We start from the raw sequence: 17,981 nt of genomic DNA, 5'->3' as shown, positions 1-17,981 counted from the left end.
GTCTGCGTTGCGAATGCTCGCCGTGGCACCACCACGGCTGCGCTTCGCGCCTTGCCATCCGCACGTTTCTGTTCGCATGCGAGGCTCCTTTTAGGGTTAACAGGCCCTAGGCGCCCATATGTGGATTAGACGCCGGCAAGCCGGGATCTATTCCCGGCCGAATCGCCTATATGTACGTTCCGAGGCGCCAGCCGGATGCAACGCACGCCCCCCGGCGCCAGGCCGGAACGCCTACCAGCAGTCTGACCGCGCAACCGCTGTCGTGTTCCCCGGTCCGCCGTCAGGCCGGCACGCCCGTGCGCGGCAGCAGCCACTGCCGCAGCTCGGCCACGTTGCCGACGATGGCCTGCGGCCCGCAATCCTGCAACTCGGCCAGCGCGTGGGCCCCATAAGTGACGCCCACGCTGTGCACGCCGGCATTGGCGGCCATGCGCAGATCGTGGGAGGTGTCGCCGATCATGACGACCTGCTCGGGCGCCACGTCGAGTTCTTCCATCAGCTCGTTCAACATGGCCGGATGCGGCTTGCTGAAGGTTTCGTCGGCGGTCCGGGTCGCGGCGAACACGCTGCGGGTGGCCGACGCCGCCAGGGCGCGGTCCAGCCCCACCCGGCTCTTGCCGGTGGCCACGGCCATCAGCGCCTGCTGCTGCGCCAGGGCAGCCAGCAGATCGGGCACGCCGTCGAACAGGCGCAGCTCGGGGTCGCGCAACAGGTAATGCGTGCGGTAGCGCTCCAGGAAGCGCGGCACCATGGACTGGGTCAGTTCGGGCACCGCGCGGCGCAGCGCGCTTTCCAGCGACAGGCCGATCACCCAGCTGGCCTCGGAGGCCGACGGCACGGGCAGATCGAGATCACGGCAGGCCCCCTGGATGGCCGCCACGATGCTGTGGGTGGAATCCATCAGCGTGCCGTCCCAATCGAACACCACCAGCTTATAAGAAGGGTTACGCATCGGAGCTTCGTGCTCCGCACCCCGGTATTCGCCATTGAGTCGGCTCGGCGAGCTCATGCCTTCGTCTCCAGTTGCTGCAATATCTGCACGCATGCCTTGGGCAGCGGTGCGTTCAGTTCCAGGGTTTCACCCGTGAGCGGATGCGGCAGGGTCAGGCTGTGCGCATGCAGGAACATGCGGCCGAACCCGCGCCGGGCGAACTCGGCGCGCACCTCATCCGTCCCGTATTTATCATCCCCCACGATGGGAAACCCGCTGGACGCCAGATGCACGCGGATCTGGTGCGTACGGCCCGTGCGCAATTCGGCGTCGACCAGACTGTACTGGCCGAACCGTTGTTTCATTGTGACGATGGTATGGGCCGTCTGCCCATTCTGGGGATCGACCTTCACCCGGCGCTCGCCGCTGGCGGTGGTCCATTTGGTCAGCGGCAGGCGGATGTGCTGGCGGTCGTTGACCCAATCGCCCTGCACCAGCGCGTAATAGTGCTTCCGGGCGCCGCCCTCGCGGAGCATGGCGTGCAGCGCCAGCAGCGCGTTGCGCTTCTTGCCCACCATGAGCAGGCCGGAGGTTTCGCGGTCGAGGCGGTGCACCAGTTCGAGGAAACGCGCCTCGGGCCGCGCGGCGCGCAGTTGCTCGATGACGCCGAACGACACGCCGCTGCCACCGTGCACGGCCACGCCGGCCGGCTTGTCGATGACCAGCATGGCGTCGTCTTCGTAGACCACGGGGAATTCGGCGGCCGGCACGGGTCGCGGCGCGCCAGGATCAGGCAAGCGCAGCGGGGGCACGCGCACCACGTCGCTGATCGCCAGGCGATAGTCGGCGCCGATGCGTCCCTTGTTGACACGCACCTGGCCGTCACGGATGGCCTTGTAGATGTGGCTCTTGGGGACGCCCTTGCACAGGCGAAGCAGGAAGTTGTCGATGCGCTGGCCATCGTGCTCGGGGCCTACCTCGACCATGCGGACGGCCGGTTGTTGAGCGGCGGTGGAAGTTTCTTTGCGCATTGCGGAAAGCGACATATAATCGGGACAGCCTTAAGGGGCTGAACCAGCCGCTTGGCGTAGAGATGCTGTGACTAGGGGTGTGTCCGCTAGGGGCCGATATTTGAATAGGCCACTACCGGGAAGTAAACCACTACTCCACTACTGAGGTGTAAAACCCACTGAAGTGGATGTAAGGCACCAAGATAAGACTAGTTGCGCGTCTCCGTCGAGCACGCAGGCCATCATTGTACTTTGTACTGCCTGCCGTACGTTTCGTACACTCGTGCTCGCTCAGCTCTGGGGTCTCTCGGTCGCCGGCGCAAGCGCGCCTTGCCGGATGGTGGTGTGGCACGCAATGCCCGCCTTCCTGGCAGGAAGCGCTGCAGCCGCAAGCGGCTCTGAAGCACCGCAAGAATCGTCAATTTTAAATAAAGCACCAGATGCGCGCGAGCGTCACAAACCTTGCCGCATCTGACGTTCCCAGCAACTCTTCCGTCGACCACGTTCAGTGAACCTGACTCCCCTGCTGATAGAACCCCGCGCCGTTCGGCGCGTTGTGCCCGCCTGACCCGCCGCGGATACGCCCGGGCCACAGCCCGGGTACGGTCCGCCCTCTTGCAAGTTTCAGTCCGCAGCCCGAGCGATCCGAGGTCACGCGCCGATATCGGCGTGTCATGCCTAGGAGAATCGCACTCATGAAGCGTATGTTGTTCAACGCAACGCACCAGGAAGAACTGCGCGTTGCCATCGTCGATGGGCAAAAACTCATCGATCTCGACATTGAAATCGCCGGCCGCGAACAGCGCAAAGGCAACATCTACAAGGGCGTCATCACCCGCATCGAACCCGGCCTGGAAGCCTGCTTCGTCAATTACGGCGAAGAGCGCCACGGCTTCCTGCCGTTCAAGGAAGTCGCCCGCAGCTACTTCAAGGAAGGCGTCGACGTGCGCAGCGCGCGCATCCAGGACGCCCTGAAGGAAGGCCAGGAACTCATCGTCCAGGTCGAAAAGGAAGAGCGCGGCAACAAGGGCGCCGCCCTGACCACGTTCATCTCGCTGGCTGGCCGCTATCTGGTCCTGATGCCCAACAACCCCCGTGGCGGTGGCGTTTCGCGCCGCGTCGAGGGCGAGGACCGCCAGGAACTGCGCGACACGATGGAACAGCTCGACGTGCCCCAGGGCATGAGCATCATCGCGCGCACGGCCGGCATCGGCCGCAGCGTGGAAGAACTGCAATGGGACATGGCGTACCTGATGCAGCTATGGACGGCCATCGACGGCGCCGCCCGCGACAACGCCGCCCCCATCCTGATCTACCTCGAGTCCAGCCTGGTCATCCGGGCCATCCGCGACTACTTCTCGCCTGAAATCGGCGAGATCCTGATCGATACCGACGAGATCGCCGACCAGGCCACCGCCTTCATGAGCGTGGTGATGCCGGACAACGTGCAGCGCGTCAAGCGCTACCGCGACGATATCCCGCTGTTCTCGCGCTTCCAGATCGAACACCAGATCGAAACCGCCTACTCGCGCACCGTGCAGCTGCCCTCGGGCGGCGCCGTGGTCATCGACCACACCGAGGCGCTGGTGGCCGTCGACGTCAACTCCGCGCGTTCGACGCGCGGCGCCGACATCGAGGAAACCGCGCTGCGCACCAACCTGGAAGCCGCCGACGAAGTGGCCCGCCAGTTGCGCCTGCGCGACCTGGGCGGCCTGATCGTGATCGACTTCATCGACATGGAAGAAGGCAAGAACCAGCGCGCCGTCGAACAGCGCCTGCGCGACGCCCTCCATTTCGACCGCGCCCGCGTGCAAATGGGCAAGATCTCGCGCTTCGGCCTGATGGAACTGTCGCGCCAGCGCCTGCGTCCGGCCCTGAACGAAGGCTCGCACATCACCTGCCCGCGCTGCACGGGCACCGGCGTGATCCGCGATGCGGAATCCAGCGCCCTGCACGTCCTGCGCCTGCTGCAGGAAGAAGCCATGAAGGAAAACACCGCGGCGGTCCACGCCCAGGTGCCGGTCGAAGTGGCCACCTTCCTGCTGAACGAAAAGCGCGCCGACATCGCCAAGATGGAAGCCCGCCTGAAGGTCAACCTGGTGCTGATTCCCAACAAGCACCTGGAAACCCCGCACCATCACATCGAGCGCCTGCGCCACGACGATCCGCGCCTGGAAGAGCCCCGGACCAGCTTCGAGCTGGCCGAAGCCCCGGCCACCGACGTGGTCTGGTCGCCGCGCGAACAGGAAACCAAGGCCAAGCCCGAGGCGCTGGTCAAGGGCATCACGCCCTCGCAGCCCGCCCCGATCTCGACGCCTGCTCCGGCTCCGGCCCCCGCACCGGTTGCGCAAGCCACCCCCGCCGCCACCGGTGGCCTGGGTGGCCTGTTCAAGCGCTTGGCCAACTGGCTGGGTGGCGGCAGCAGCACGCCGGCCGCCGCGCCCGCCCCCGTGGCCGAGCCGCAGGAAGAAGCCCGCCGCAACACCAGCGGCTCCGGACGTGGCCGCCGCTCGCATGACGGCCAGGAACGCCGCGGCGAACGCCACGGCTCCGACCGCAACCGCGGCCGCCGCAACGAAGGCCAGGGCCGTGGCGACGCCGCCGAGGCCGACGTGAACGCCGGCAACCGCCGTGGTGGCCGCCGCCCTGAAGAGCAGCAGCGCGCCGACCGCCCGCAGCGCGGCGAGCGCGATCGCGACGCCACCGCTGCAGCGGCCGCCGCCCGTCCCGAACGCGCCCCTGCCTCCGGGGCCGAAGGCGAAGACGCCGGCAGCGGCGGTCGTCGTGGCCGTGGCCGCCGCGGCCGTGGCCGCCGTGAAGACGGCCCGCAAGGTGCGATGAGCGAGCAGGAAACCATGGTCGCCGCATTGGCCGAGACCGTGGCCTCCGCCCTGCCCGACCATCGCCCCGCCGCTGAAGCCGCGCCTGCCGAAGCCCGCAAGCTGGCCGATGCCGAGGATCTGGACGATACGCAAGCCGACGGCCTGACCGCCGAAGGCGCGGAAGGCGCCGAAGCCGGTGCCGATCCCGAGCGCAAGCGCCGCCGCCGCCGCAGCCGCCGTGGCCGCCGTGTCAACGAGGACGGCACGCCCGTCGTCGAAGGCCAGGAAGGCGAAGGCCAAGAGGCCGACAGCCTGGCGCAGGATGCCCAGGAGGCCCTGCGCGACGTCGCCAGCGAAACGGCCTCCGCCGCGCCCGTGTCGGCCCAAGCCGCCGCGCCGGCCGCTGCGGCCCCGGTTGCCGCCGAGCCCGTGACCGCCGAGCAGGCCCCGGTGCAGGCCGCCGTTGCGGAATCCGCGCCGGTCCAGGCTGTTGCCGAGCCCGTCCAGCAACCCGTCGCCGCGGCCGTTCCTGCCGAACCGGTCGCCTCGCCCGTGGTCGAAGCATCCGAGTCGACGCCCGCCGTGTCCGTGACGGAGCAAACCCCCGCCCCGGCCACAGTGGAAACCGCCGCAGTGGAACCGAGCGCCGTGCAGACGGCCGCAGCCGAACCGGTCGACGTGTCGCCCGCTCAAGAGGTGGAAGCTGCTCCGGCAGTGGAAACCGCCGCAGTGGAGACTGCCGCCGCCGAAACGCCGGCTCCGGCCGCCGAACCGGCTCCGGTCGTGGCGCCTGTCGTGACCCCCGTTGCCGCGGAACCGGCTCCGGCCCCCGTGGTGGCTGCCCCGGTCGAGACGGCCCCGGCCGCCGCGCCGCAACCGCCCGTTGCCGCCGCCCCCATCGCCGTGGCGCCTGCCGCTCCGGCATCGGACGTGGTCAGCAAGCAAGGCCTGCACTCCATCGTCAACGCCGCTGGCCTGACCTGGGTCGAAACCGACCCCGCCCGCCACGCGCAGACGCAAGCGCGCATCGCCGCCACGGCCACGCCCGTGCGCGTCGGCCGCGAGCGCAAGCCCGTGCAGCCGGTGTCCACCGCACCGCTGCAGCAGGTCGAAACGCTGCGTTAAGGCATGACCGGCGTCCCCGACAAGGGACCGCCGATGAAAAGCCCGCCGAACGCTCGTTTCGGCGGGCTTTTTTCCATCGTTGAAGGACATGGCCACTCTGGTTCGCCGAACCAGGCGGCCGGGCCGGCGGAATCGGCAGGCGGTTCGCCCCCCGCACGCCCCTGTCCACCGGTCGGCGGGCCGACTCGCCGCGCCGATACCCATACTGTTCCGGAAGCTCGTTCAAGCCGAGGCGCCGGGGCACGCCTCGCAGGTCTGTCGCCCACGGCGTGCGGGCGAGAACACCACATAACTCGCGCCCGCCAGCAAGAAGGCGCTGGCCGCCCCATAGATCATCACCCAGCCGAAACCGGCCACCAGCGCGGCATGGGCAGCGATGGCCGGCTCGGCGACGTGCGCCAGCAGATCGTCGTGGCCCGGCGCCTGCGCCGACGCGCTGCCCGCCGCGATCCGCTCGGCATACAGACGCAGGGACGTACCATCGACCGCGCCGAGCGTACCGCGCAGGTGGGCCATGATGCCTTCCACCAGCACGAAACCCATCAGCGCGATATTGAACGCCAGGGAAATCATCCGGGCGCTGGTATCCGCGCCGGACGCCATGCCCGCGCGCTCGGCCGACACGGCGGCGGTGATCGTATTGGTGGTCGTGGTGTTGACCAGTCCCAGCCCGACGCCCGCCAGCACGCACCCCGGCAACATCAGCCAGCCGGGTTGCGCGGATGCGCTGCCCAGCCGCATCAGTGCGAACGCCGCGCCGATCAGCGACAGGCCCAGGGGAATCACCACGCCGGGATGCCAGCGCAGGGACAGGCGCTCGGCCAAGGGCGGCACGAACAACGTGGGCAGGGTATAGGCCAGCAAGGCCAGGCCCGTCCGCACGCTGTCATAGCCCAGGCCCACATGGAAATAGATCGGCAGATAGACGATGAACGGCCAGAAGCTGAAGTTCTGCCCCATCGAGCCCAGCAGCGCCCCAGAGAAATTGCGGACCCGGAACACCGAGAAATCGATCATCGGCCGGCGGCTGACGCGCTCGGCAACGATGAAGGCCGCGAAGCTGCACGCGGACAGCCCGATGATGCCCAGCGCCGCCAGGCTCCGGAACCCCAGCACGGGTCCCTGCGTGACGAACAGCACCAGGCAGAACACCGCCAGCGACAGCGTGACGATGCCGGCGCTGTCCAGGTGCGTCGCCTGCGGGTCGCGCGACTCCTGCACGCCCGCGCGGCTGAGCGCCAGGGTGGCCACGGCCAGCGCCACGTGGACCAGGAACACCCATTGCCAGCTTGCCAGCGCCAGGATGACGCCCCCGACGATGGGCCCGAAGCCCAGTCCCGCGCCGAACACGATGCCCCACCACGCGAAGGCCCGCGCACGCGCCTGCCCAGCGCGGAACTGGTTCGACAGAATGGCGATCTGGCAGATCAGCATCATCGCGCCGGCCAGGCCCTGCATGAAACGCGCCCCGATCAGCACCGACGCGCTTTCCGTCAGGCCGCACACCAGCGACGTGATGCCGAAGGCCGCGATGCCGGCGTTGAAGACCCGCTTGCGGCCATAGCGGTCGGCCAGCGTGCCGACCGCCATCAGGATCGTGGTCATGGCGATCGTATAGGCCGCCATCACCCATTGAAGCTGGCGAAAACTGGCGCCCATGACCTGCTCGACGGTGGACAGGATCGGCGGCACGCTGGATATCTCCAGCCCCAGCATCGATGCGGACAGACACACGGCGGCCAGGGCATAGCGGCCCTGCCGTGTCGACGATGACATCACGACAACCTCCGGAAAGTAGGAATGCATCACACACGCGGAGGATGGTAGGCAGGGCTCAACCATTCATCAATGCTATGCTCAGACATATCAGAGACAACATTTTTATATGATTCCATGAGCCGCCCCGTGCTGGACGTCGAATCGGTGCAGGCCTTCGTCGCCATCGCCGACTTTCAAAGCTTCACCAAGGCCGCCGAATCGCTGGGCACCACCCAGGGCGCCATCAGCGTGAAGCTCAAGCGCCTGGAAGACCGCCTGGGCAGCAAGCTGCTGGAGCGCACCCCGCGCCAGGTCAGGCTGTCGGCGCAAGGCGCGGTATTCATCTCGGCCGCACGCGATTTCCTGGCCGCGCACGACCGGGCCGTCGGCACCCTGTCCGCGCCGTGCCGGCGCTTTCGGCTGGGCATCGCCGAGCACGTGGCCGGCCCCGAGATCCCCATGGTGCTGGCCCGCCTGAACGAGCGTGATCCCGCCCTGACCATCGAGGTGCGGCTGGAGAACTCCAGCAACCTGCTGATGGCCTACGACAACGGCGAACTGGATGCGGTGATCGTGCGCAAGGAAGACGACCGGCGCGACGGAGAGGACCTTGGCCCCGAGCACTTCGGCTGGTTCGCCGCGCCCTGCTTCCATCAGCAGCCCGGCAAGCCGCTGCGGCTGGCCGCCTTGGCGCCCTGCTGCGGCGTGCGCGACATCGCCACGCGCGCCCTGGCCAGTTCGGACGTGGCCTGGACCGAGGTGTTCGTCGGCGGCGGCCATGCGGCCGTGGCGGCGGCTGTCACCGCCGGCCTGGCCGTCGCCGCCTTCTCGTGCCGCCTGGCGCCGCCCGACAGCGTAGAGGTCAGCCGCGAACTGGGATTGCCCGACCTGCCGGCGTCGCGCATCATGATGCATTCGACGTTGACCGACTCGCGTTCCCGCGACGCCCTGCGCACGTTGGCCGCCGCCTTCCGCGAACATCGCCAACCCCGGCAGGCCCAGGCGGCATGAGCCGCGGCTAGGGCCTGTTCACACTAAAAGGAGCCTCGCATGCGAACAGAAACGTATGGATGGCAAGGCGCGAAGCGCAGCCGTGGTGGTGCCACGGCGAGCATTCGCAACGCAGACAGGCGTACGTTTCTGTTCGCACCCTACGGGCAGCCGGGGAATCGGGCGGCAGGCTAGGCGTGCGGGCCGCCGCGTGGTTGATCCACGCAAGGCCCGCGCAACGACGCCTGCCGCCCGATTCCCCGGCTGTGCGAGGCTCCTTTTAGTGTGAACAGGCCCTAGACCGGAAACCGCTCGATCGTCTCGCGCACCTGCTGCAGCACCGGTTTCAGTTGCGCCAACGGCACCGAACTGAGCCCCAGCCGCAAGGCATGCGGCGCATGCCGTGTCGCCGCGTAGGCCTCGGCCTTGGACACCGCGATGTTGCGCGCCGCCAGCGCCATGGTGATGCGGTCCATGCGCAACTCGGGGGGCAGCGTCAGCCAGACGAACAGCGCCGCCGGATTCGCCACCATCTCCATCCCGCTGAAGACTTCACACGCCACCGCCTGCCGGCGCCTGGCGTCGCGCCGATGCGCCGCCTCCAGACGCATCACCGTGCCGTCCTCGATCCAGCGCGTGGCCATTGCGGTGATCACGCTGGGCAGGCTCCAGTGGCTGGCGCGGATGTGCGCCTTCACCTTCGTGGCGCAGGCTTCGGGCACGGCGATGAAGCCGAAGCGCAGGCCGGTCGCCAGGCTCTTGGAAAGACTGGACACGTACAGGGTGCGCTCGGGCGCCATGGCGGCCAGCGCGGGCGGCGCCTTGGCCGCCAGGAACGCATAGGCGGCATCCTCGATCAGGAAGCAGTCGTGCCGCCGCGCGATGTCGACCAGGCGCTGGCGCTGCCCGCCGTCCAGCACCCATCCCAGCGGATTGTGCAGCGTGGGCATCGCGTAGATGGCGCGGACACGGCCGCGTAGGCACAGCGCGTCCAGCGCATCCAGATCGGGGCCTTCGGCCGCGCATGGCACGGGTTGCAAGGACAGGCGCTGCGCCTGGGCCAGCATCTTGAAACCCGGATACGTCAGCGCGTCCACCGCGACCGCGTCGCCGGGTTGCAGCACGGCGCGTGCGGCCACGTCCAGGCCCTGCTGCGCCCCATTCACCAGGAAAACGTGCTCGGCCGGCACCGTGATGCCGCGCGTGCGCGCCAGGAAACCGGCCACGACGCGGCGTTCGTGCAACCGGCCGCCAGGCGGCTGCTGCTGCATGAGCGCGGACAGGTCGCCCGAACCGGCAAGCTTGCGCAGCATGTCGCGCAGCAGTTCCGCCTGGCCTGGCAGCGAGGGATGGTTGAAGGACAGATCGATCGTGCTGGCGTTCAGCCGGGCCTCGTCGGCGCCGTCCCAATGCGGTTGCGGCGGGCGGTCGCGCACGAAGGTGCCCCGGCCGGTTTCTCCCACCACCAGTCCCTGCGCCTTCAGGCGGGCGTAGACCTTGGTGGCCGAGGCCAGGGCCAAGCCGTGCCGCGACGCCAGTTCGCGATGCGTGGGCAGCACGGTGCCGGGCGCCAGCCGGCCGGCCAGGATGTCGGCCGCCAGCGCATCGGCCAGCGCGTGCACCAGAGGAATCGTCATGTCGTGTACCTAGGACAATTTTTTGATTGTCCTAGTGTACGGAATTACGCTGGTCGATGTAAGCCCGGATCGTCCCTACCGCGAAAGGCCATGCCATGACGACGACGCTGTCCCCGAACGCCCTGCCCGTACTCGACTACCTGCGCCGCCAGCTGGACGGCACGCTGCGGCCCGAAGATACGACCCACATGCGCTACCCCACCGCGATCTCGCAACTGCTGGGCTTTCGCATCGTCGAGATCGGCGAGGCGATGGCGGTGGTCGAACTCGATGCCGACGCCCTGCGGCATGGCAACCAGCAAGGCACGGTGCACGGCGGCCTGCTGTGCGAACTGGCCGACGCAGCCATCGGCACGGCGCATTCCACCTTGATGGACAAGGACGAGAGCTTCACCAGCATCGACCTGCGCGCCACGTTCCTGCGGCCCGTGTGGCAATCGCGGCTGCTTGCACGGGCCTGGGCCACGCATCGCGGCCGCACCATCAGCCATTACCTGTGCGAGATATCGCGCGGCGATGGCAAGCCGGTCGCCAGCGTGACCAGCGCCATGATGACCCTGCGGGGCGATCATGCACAGGGCCGCTGAGCCGCCGGGGTTGCCGTCACGGGACCGCACGCGTGGCGTGCTCTGCGCGATGGCCGCGGTCCTGCTGTTCTCGGGATTCACGCTGGTCTCGCGGATGGGGCTGACCACGACGGCGCTGACGCTGCCCGACCTCGCGATCCTGCGCTTCGCCGTGGCGGGCCTGTTGCTGCTGCCTTTGCTGCTGCGCTATCGCTTGAGCGGCCTGCGCCTGCGGCAGGCCGCGTTGCTGGCATTCAGCGGCGGCCTGGGATTCGCGCTGTTCGCCTACCTGGGTTTCCGGCTGGCGCCGGCCAGCCACGGCGGCGTGCTGCTGCACGGCACGATTCCGCTGTTCACCTTCCTGCTGTTGCGCGCGGCCCTGGGATTGCGCGCGGGACGCCAGCGTCTTGCCGGCCTGGCGCTGATCGTGGCCGGCGTCGTCGCCATCAGTTGGGATAGTTTCACCGGCGCCGAGCCGCGCCAGTATCTGGGCGACGTGGCCTTGCTGCTGGCCGCCGTGTGCTGGGCCGCCTACGGCCTGCTGGCGCAGCGCTTTTGCATCACCCCGTTGCGCGCCGCCGCCATCGTGGCACCCGGCTCGCTGGCCTGTTTCCTGCCGCTGTACCTGATGCTGCCCGGCACGCAGATGGCGCTGGCCGCCTGGCCCGACATCGTGTTCCAGGCGCTGTTCCAGGGCGTGCTGGTGGGCGTGGTGGCGCTGCTGGTCTATACGCGCGCCGTGGCCGTGCTGGGCGCGCAGACCACGGCGCTTTTCACCGCCGCCGTGCCATGCCTGACCACCCTCGGGGCGCTCGCGCTGCTGGAAGAGTTGCCGTCGGCGGCCGCCTGGGCGGGGGTGGTCTTGGTGACGGCGGGGATGGCGGTTGCGTTGAGCGCGGCGCGCCCTCAATCCTGATCCCGGTCCAGAAGCCCCTTCACACGCTTGCGCGCCCCGCGCCGCGCCTGTTCCTCCGGAAACACCCGAGCGCACAGGAAATCCACCAGCGCCCGTACTTTCGGCGACGGATGCTTGCTGGCCGGCCACAGCACGTTGAACACGCCCGTGCGCCGCGCCTGGCCGGGCAGCACGCGGCGCAGGCTGCCGTCCGCCAGTTGCGGCCGGATGGAAAAATCCGGCAGGCATGCGATGCCGCGCCCCTGCAGCGCGAAACACACACGGGTCTCGATGTTGTTGCAGATCATCGACACGGGGAGTTCCAGCGCCGGCTCACCCGCGGGCAGGTCCAGCGGCCACGCTTCGAGCTTGCCCGTGGTCGAGTAGCGGTAGTGCATGCAGGTGTGCTGCGACAGGTCGGCGGGCGTTCTCGGCGTGCCGCGCCGCTTCAGGTACGCCGGCGAGGCCACCAGCAGCATCTCGAAGGTGCCCAGCTTGCGCGCTTGCAGGCAGGAGTCCACCGGCGCCCCGGTGCGGATCACCACGTCGAAACCCTCGTCGATCACGTCCACCACCCGGTCGGTGAATTCCAGGTCCAGCTCGACGTCGGGATACTGGCCCATGAAATCGGACAGCACGGGCAACACCAGCGAACTGACCAGCGGCAGGCTGACGCGCAGGCGTCCGCGTGGCGCGCCCGCTGCCTGGGAAAGTTCGAGTTCGGCCGCCTCGATCTCGGCGAGAATGCGGCGGCTGCGCTCCAGGAACAGTTGCCCCTCGGACGTGAGCGCGATGCTGCGCGTGCTGCGATGGAACAGCCGCACGCCCAGCCGCTCTTCCAGCCGGGCCACGCTCTTGCCCACCGCCGACGCCGACACGCCCAGCAACCTGCCGGCCGCGACGAAACTGCGTGTCTCGGCCACCTGCACGAACACCGTAAAGCCGCTGAGGCTGTCCATCGCTGCTCCTGATTACGGACGGAAAATTCCGCTTAGCCAGGAAATGTAGCCTACTTTTTCTTTAATCCCCGACTGCCTATCTTGATGGAACCCCGTCATGGAAAAGGATTTCCGTCTTGTCAGCCTCTGTTTTTTCCCCGCGGCGCGCCGGCACACCGCTTCGTCCCGGCCCTCGCATCCGTACCGCCGTCCGGCACGCCCCGGCCCCTTGCCGCCCGATCGGCGCAAACACCCCATACGAAGGCATGCCGCAGCGCGTCGTCGCGGATCTTCGCGATGCGGTCCATGCCCAACCGGAGAACGGACAATGACGGCCTCGAACCGCTTGCCCCTGGCTTCGCTGCTGGCGCTCGCCACGGCCGCTTTCGTCACGATCCTGACCGAAGCCCTGCCCGCCGGCCTGCTGCCGCAGATGGCGCACAGCCTCGATGTCTCCGAGGCGTGGGCCGGCCAGACCATCACGGCCTACGCGCTGGGCTCGCTGCTGACCGCCATTCCCCTGACCGCCGCCACACAGGGCCTGCGCCGCCGCGCTCTGCTGCTGGCGGGCCTGGCCGGGTTCGCCCTGGCCAATACCGTCACCACCCTGTCGAACGATTTCACGCTGACGCTTGCCGCGCGTTTCGTGGCCGGCGTGGCGGCGGGCCTGGTCTGGGCGCTGCTGGCCGGCTACGCGGCCCGCATGGCGCCCGAACACCTGAAGGGGCGCGCCATCGCGATCGCGATGGTCGGCACACCATTGGCCCTGTCGCTCGGCATCCCGGCCGGCACCTACCTCGGCACGCTGGTGGGATGGCGCGCCTGCTTCGCCGGCATGAGCGTGATGGCGCTGGGCTTGATGATATGGGTACGCCTGCGCGTGCCCGATTTCCCTGGGCAGACGCAGGGCGCACGCACCTCGCTGGCCCAGGTCTTCGCGCTCGCCGGCGTGCAATCCGTGCTGTTCACCGTACTGGCTTTCGTGCTGGCGCACAACCTGCTCTACACCTATATCGCCCCCTTCCTGGCCACGCTGGACATGGCCGGGCGGACCGACCTGGTGCTGCTGGTATTCGGCGTCGCATCCCTGGCCAGCATCTGGATCGTCGGCATGCTGGTGGACGGGCATCTGCGCAGGCTGACCCTGGCCAGTACGGTACTGTTCGCCACGGGCGTGCTGATACTGGGCTCGGCCGGCCATTCGCAGGCGCTGGTCTACGCCGCCGTGGCCATCTGGGGCCTGGCCTTCGGAGGCTCGGCCACCCTGTTCCAGACCGCGCTGGCCAAGACGGCCGGTCCCGCGGCCGACGTGGCGCAATCCATGCTGGTCACCGCCTGGAACCTGGCCATCGCGGGAGGCGGCCTGCTGGGCGGCGTGCTGCTGCAGCGACTGGGCGCCCATGCCTTCGCGCCCGCCTTGCTGGCGCTGCTGGCCGCCGCGCTGATTGTGGTCTGGGCGTCGAAGCGGCAGGGATTTCCGCTGTGCCGGCAGGACCGCTGACACACTATCCACCCACGTAAAAAACCCGCCTGGAAAACAGGCGGGTTCGATGCGATGCCGATGCCGCCCTGGGGCGGCCGCCATCAGAACTGGTACAGGTACGTCAGTTGCAGCACGTTCAGGCCCGGATTGGGGCGCTTGATGCTGGCGTTGGAGAAATGCGAATAGCGCACGCCGATACGGCTGTTGTCGTTCAGCAGGAAGCCCGCGCCGATGTGATCGCCGAACTGGAAGGCCGTGCTGATGGTCTTGTCGGCGAAGGTGGTGTGGCTGAACACCGTGGCGCCCACGCCGGCTTCGAGGAAGAAGCGGTCGCTGGTCCACCAGCGGAACATCGGAATGGCATTGGCCTGCCAGACGTGGTCGGGAGAGCGATCACCCTGGGCCCACCAATAGGACACGCCGAACTCGGGCGTCAGGTCCAGGCGGCCCCAGTTGCCTCCGAAGTTGACCGTCCAGATGGACGGCGTTTCGTACTGCAGCGTGACACGCTGGTAGTGATCGCCCACGCCGTAGTGGATGCCGAGGCCGCCGTTCGTGCCTTCCTGGGATTGCGCATGCGCCATCGAGGCGCCGAACGCCAGAGCCAATCCGGCGACCAGCCCCGTGAGGGTTCTTTTCTTGTTGATGCTGTGCATGGAAGCTCCAAAATCGATTTGTAACGACACCGGCTAACATATCAGAAAACCGTCCCTGTAATGAGGGTCGATTGTCTTCAATCGGCAACATGTGTAGTCAAAATCGACCTAGCCCGGTTCAATCCCCGGCCATTTCCCCATGAATGGAAAAATGGCCGGCCCAGCGGCCAGGAGCCCGTCAGGATCAGGCGGTGACGGCATCCGCCGGCTGGCGGGTCAATAGGGCCAGGAGGCGGGCGATCTCCTCACGCAGCTGGCGGCGGTCGACCACCATGTCGATGGCGCCCTTCTGCAACAGGAACTCGGAACGCTGGAAGCCTTCCGGCAGCTTCTCGCGCACGGTCTGCTCGATGACGCGGGGACCGGCGAAGCCGATCAGCGCGCGCGGCTCGGCGATGACCACGTCGCCCATGAAGGCGAAGCTGGCCGACACGCCCCCCATGGTGGGATCGGTCAACACGCTGATGAACGGCAGGCCCGCCGCCGCCAGGCGCGTCAGCATGGCGTTGGTCTTGGCCATCTGCATCAGCGACAGCAGGCTTTCCTGCATGCGCGCGCCACCCGAGGCGGCCACGCAGATGAAGGGCGTGCGGTTGTCGATGGCGGCCTGCACGCCGCGGGCGAAACGCTCGCCCACCACGGACCCCATCGAGCCGCCCATGAATTCGAATTCGAAGCAGGCCAGCACGGCGGGAATGCCACGCACCGAACCGCTGACCACGACCAGCGCATCGGTTTCACCGGTCTGCTTGATGGCCTCGGACAGGCGGTCGGGATACTTGCGCGAGTCCTTGAACTTCAGCGGATCCATCGAGCGCGTGTTGCTGCCGATCTCGACGCGGCCTTCCAGGTCGAGCAGCGAGTCGATGCGCGTGCGCGAACCGATGCGCATGTGATGGTCGCACTTGGGGCACACGTGCAGGTTGGCCGCCAGGTCTTCGTTGTACAGCACCGACTCGCACGAGGGGCACTTGACCCACAGCCCTTCGGGCACGCGGCTCTTGACGCTGTCGGCGGCGGGTTTGTTGATGCGAGGCGGCAGGAGTTTTTCGATCCAGCTCATATTGTGTCGGGGTCCCGTAGGGCAAATCGGGCGCGGCGCCGCTCAGGCGGCCGCGTCGTGTCGTTGGGTCTGGTCCAGGGCGGCGCGGATGGTGCGCAGCCATTGTCCGGCGGCGGCCACCGCGGCCTGGGTCTGTTGGCCGGCCGCGGCATCGGCCACGGCCTCTTCGATGGTCTGGATGAGCTTGGTGCCGATGACCACGGCATCGGCGTGGCGCGCCACGCGCGCCGCGCTGTCGGCATCGCGGATGCCGAAGCCCACGCCCACCGGAATGCCGACGTGGCGCCGGATCAGTTCCAGGCGCTGGGCTACGTCGTCGGTGTTCAGGCTGGCCGCGCCCGTGACGCCCTTGAGCGACACGTAGTAGACGTAGCCGCGCGCCACGCACGCCACCGACCGGATGCGCGCCTCGGTGGAGGTGGGCGCCAGCAGGAAGATCGGGCAGATGCCGGCCTGGCCGAGATCGGCCGCGAAAGCGTCGACCTCTTCCGGCGGATAGTCGACCACCAGCACGCCGTCGACGCCGGCTTGCGCCGCGCGTTGCGCGAAGGCCTGCTGGCCCATGCGCTCGATGGGGTTGGCGTAGCCCATCAGCACCACGGGGGTGACGGCGTCGTCGCGGCGGAACTCGGCCACCAGTTCCAGCACGCGGGCCAGGCCCACGCCCTGGGCGATGGCGCGCTCGGCGGCACGCTGGATCACCGGGCCGTCGGCCATGGGATCGGAGAACGGAACGCCCAGCTCGATGATGTCGGCGCCGGCGCGCACCAGCTCGTGCATCAGCGGCACGGTGGCAGCGGGCGACGGATCGCCCGCGGCGATGTAAGGCACCAGCGCGGCGCGGCCGGCTTCGGCCTGGCGGGCGAACGCGGCGTCGATGCGGTTGGAAGTGTTGGTCATGTCAGGTCAGAACGTGATGCCCGCCGCCTCGGCGACGGTGTGCATGTCTTTGTCACCGCGGCCCGACAGGTTGACCAGGATGATCTGGTCCCTGGACAGCGTGGGGGCCATCTTGGCGGCCTGCGCGATGGCGTGCGAGGACTCCAGCGCCGGCATGATGCCCTCGATGCGGCAGCAATCGTGGAAGGCCTTCAGGGCCTCGTCGTCGGTGATGCCGACGTACTGGGCGCGGCCGCTGTCCTTCAGCCAGGCATGCTCGGGCCCCACGCCGGGGTAGTCCAGGCCGGCCGAGACCGAATGCGTCTCCTGCACCTGGCCGTCGGCATCCTGCATGACGTAGGTGCGGTTGCCGTGCAGCACGCCGACCTGGCCCGCGGCCAGCGACGCGGCGTGGCGGCCGCTGTCCATGCCCTCGCCCGCGGCCTCGACGCCGATCAGGCGCACGGACTCGTGCGGGATGTAGGGATGGAAAATGCCGATGGCATTGGAGCCGCCTCCCACCGCCGCCACGACGAAGTCGGGCTGTCGGCCAGCCTCTTCGGGCATCTGCGCCAGGCATTCGTTGCCGATGACGGTCTGGAAATCGCGCACCATGCGGGGGTAGGGATCGGGACCGGCCACCGTGCCGATGATGTAGAACGTGTTCTCGATATTGGTGACCCAGTCGCGCATGGCTTCGTTCAGCGCGTCCTTCAGGGTGCGCGAGCCGGACTCGACCGGCACCACCGTGGCGCCCAGCAGCTTCATGCGGTAGACGTTGGACGCCTGGCGGCGCACGTCTTCGCTGCCCATGTAGACCACGCATTCCATGCCGTAGCGCGCCGCGACGGTGGCCGTGGCCACGCCGTGCTGGCCCGCGCCGGTCTCGGCGATGACGCGCGGCTTGCCCATCCGCTTGGCCAGCAGGGCCTGGCCGATGCAGTTGTTCACCTTGTGGGCGCCGGTATGGTTCAGGTCTTCGCGCTTGAACCAGATCTGGGCGCCGCCCAGTTCCTGCGACCATCGGCGGGCGTGGTAGACCGGGCTGGGCCGGCCGACGAAATGCTTGAGTTCGTAGTTGAACGCTTCGATGAAGGCCGGGTCGACGCGGCTTTGATCGTAGGCGGTGCGCAGTTCGTCCAGGGCGTGCATCAGCGTTTCCGCCACGAACACGCCGCCGTACGGGCCAAAATGGCCCTTGGCATCCGGTAGGTCGTAAGGTTTCACC

Annotated in this window: 14 protein-coding genes; 5 read left to right on the top strand and 9 right to left on the bottom strand. The window is 68.3% G+C overall.

The genetic code is table 11. The annotated features are described in order from the left end of the window. Window positions 1–280 precede the first annotated feature (280 nt). Both A7W11_RS14610 and A7W11_RS14605 read right to left on the bottom strand, forming a co-directional pair. Window positions 281–952: an HAD-IIIA family hydrolase gene (locus tag A7W11_RS14610; RefSeq protein ID WP_066413618.1), complete on the bottom strand. Its 672-nt coding sequence runs from the start codon at window positions 950–952 to the stop codon at window positions 281–283. A 53-nt stretch (window positions 953–1,005) separates the two neighbouring features. Continuing rightward, window positions 1,006–1,977, bottom strand: coding sequence for an RluA family pseudouridine synthase (locus tag A7W11_RS14605; RefSeq protein WP_156523077.1), 972 nt, complete (start codon window positions 1,975–1,977; stop codon window positions 1,006–1,008). A 659-nt stretch (window positions 1,978–2,636) separates the two neighbouring features. Here A7W11_RS14605 and A7W11_RS14600 point away from each other — a divergent pair. Continuing rightward, the gene (locus tag A7W11_RS14600; RefSeq protein WP_066413614.1) at window positions 2,637–5,888 is read left to right on the top strand and encodes an Rne/Rng family ribonuclease; all 3,252 of its coding nucleotides are present in this window, start codon (window positions 2,637–2,639) and stop codon (window positions 5,886–5,888) included. Between the two features lie 222 nt (window positions 5,889–6,110). Here the strand turns inward: A7W11_RS14600 and A7W11_RS14595 are convergent, their stop codons facing one another. Beyond that, window positions 6,111–7,664 carry an MFS transporter gene (locus A7W11_RS14595; protein ID WP_066414113.1) on the bottom strand — a complete coding sequence of 518 codons (1,554 nt, stop codon included), beginning with the start codon at window positions 7,662–7,664 and terminating at the stop codon, window positions 6,111–6,113. A 117-nt stretch (window positions 7,665–7,781) separates the two neighbouring features. Between A7W11_RS14595 and A7W11_RS14590 the strand changes: the two genes are divergently transcribed. Beyond that, entirely contained in the window at window positions 7,782–8,657 is an 876-nt protein-coding gene (locus tag A7W11_RS14590) for a LysR family transcriptional regulator (protein WP_066413606.1), read from the top strand. 275 nt (window positions 8,658–8,932) lie between these two features. Here A7W11_RS14590 and A7W11_RS14585 read toward each other — a convergent pair whose 3' ends face one another. Then, the gene (locus A7W11_RS14585) at window positions 8,933–10,273 is read right to left on the bottom strand and encodes an aminotransferase-like domain-containing protein (protein WP_066413604.1); all 1,341 of its coding nucleotides are present in this window, start codon (window positions 10,271–10,273) and stop codon (window positions 8,933–8,935) included. A 95-nt stretch (window positions 10,274–10,368) separates the two neighbouring features. On the opposite strand from A7W11_RS14585, the gene A7W11_RS14580 reads away from it, so the two are divergent. Continuing rightward, window positions 10,369–10,860 carry a PaaI family thioesterase gene (locus tag A7W11_RS14580; protein ID WP_066413603.1) on the top strand — a complete coding sequence of 164 codons (492 nt, stop codon included), beginning with the start codon at window positions 10,369–10,371 and terminating at the stop codon, window positions 10,858–10,860. Further along, complete coding sequence (locus A7W11_RS14575; protein ID WP_066413601.1) at window positions 10,844–11,755, top strand: DMT family transporter; 912 nt, start codon at window positions 10,844–10,846, stop codon at window positions 11,753–11,755. The genes A7W11_RS14580 and A7W11_RS14575 overlap by 17 nt, the downstream gene beginning before the upstream one ends. Here A7W11_RS14575 and A7W11_RS14570 read toward each other — a convergent pair. Continuing rightward, the gene (locus A7W11_RS14570) at window positions 11,746–12,693 is read right to left on the bottom strand and encodes a LysR family transcriptional regulator (protein ID WP_066413599.1); all 948 of its coding nucleotides are present in this window, start codon (window positions 12,691–12,693) and stop codon (window positions 11,746–11,748) included. The genes A7W11_RS14575 and A7W11_RS14570 overlap by 10 nt on opposite strands. Window positions 12,694–13,000: 307 nt before the next feature. On the opposite strand from A7W11_RS14570, the gene A7W11_RS14565 reads away from it, so the two are divergent. Next, window positions 13,001–14,173: an MFS transporter gene (locus tag A7W11_RS14565; RefSeq protein ID WP_066413597.1), complete on the top strand. Its 1,173-nt coding sequence runs from the start codon at window positions 13,001–13,003 to the stop codon at window positions 14,171–14,173. An 83-nt stretch (window positions 14,174–14,256) separates the two neighbouring features. On the opposite strand, the gene A7W11_RS14560 is transcribed toward A7W11_RS14565, so the two are convergent. The 4 genes from A7W11_RS14560 to trpB form a co-directional block, all read right to left on the bottom strand. Next, window positions 14,257–14,811: an acyloxyacyl hydrolase gene (locus A7W11_RS14560; protein ID WP_066413594.1), complete on the bottom strand. Its 555-nt coding sequence runs from the start codon at window positions 14,809–14,811 to the stop codon at window positions 14,257–14,259. 184 nt (window positions 14,812–14,995) lie between these two features. Next, a complete protein-coding gene (gene accD / locus A7W11_RS14555) occupies window positions 14,996–15,874 on the bottom strand; it encodes an acetyl-CoA carboxylase, carboxyltransferase subunit beta (RefSeq protein ID WP_066413591.1) in 879 nt (292 codons plus the stop codon). A gap of 42 nt (window positions 15,875–15,916) precedes the next feature. Next, complete coding sequence (gene trpA, locus A7W11_RS14550; RefSeq protein WP_066413588.1) at window positions 15,917–16,774, bottom strand: tryptophan synthase subunit alpha; 858 nt, start codon at window positions 16,772–16,774, stop codon at window positions 15,917–15,919. Window positions 16,775–16,780: 6 nt separating this feature from the next. Next, entirely contained in the window at window positions 16,781–17,980 is a 1,200-nt protein-coding gene (gene trpB / locus A7W11_RS14545; RefSeq protein WP_066413585.1) for a tryptophan synthase subunit beta, read from the bottom strand. Between the last annotated feature and the right edge of the window lies 1 nt (window position 17,981).

Origin of the sequence: Bordetella ansorpii (assembly GCF_900078315.1) — a bacterium.
Classification (GTDB): Bacteria; Pseudomonadota; Gammaproteobacteria; order Burkholderiales; family Burkholderiaceae_B; genus Bordetella; species Bordetella ansorpii.
This window is presented reverse-complemented; position numbering and strand designations above follow the sequence as displayed.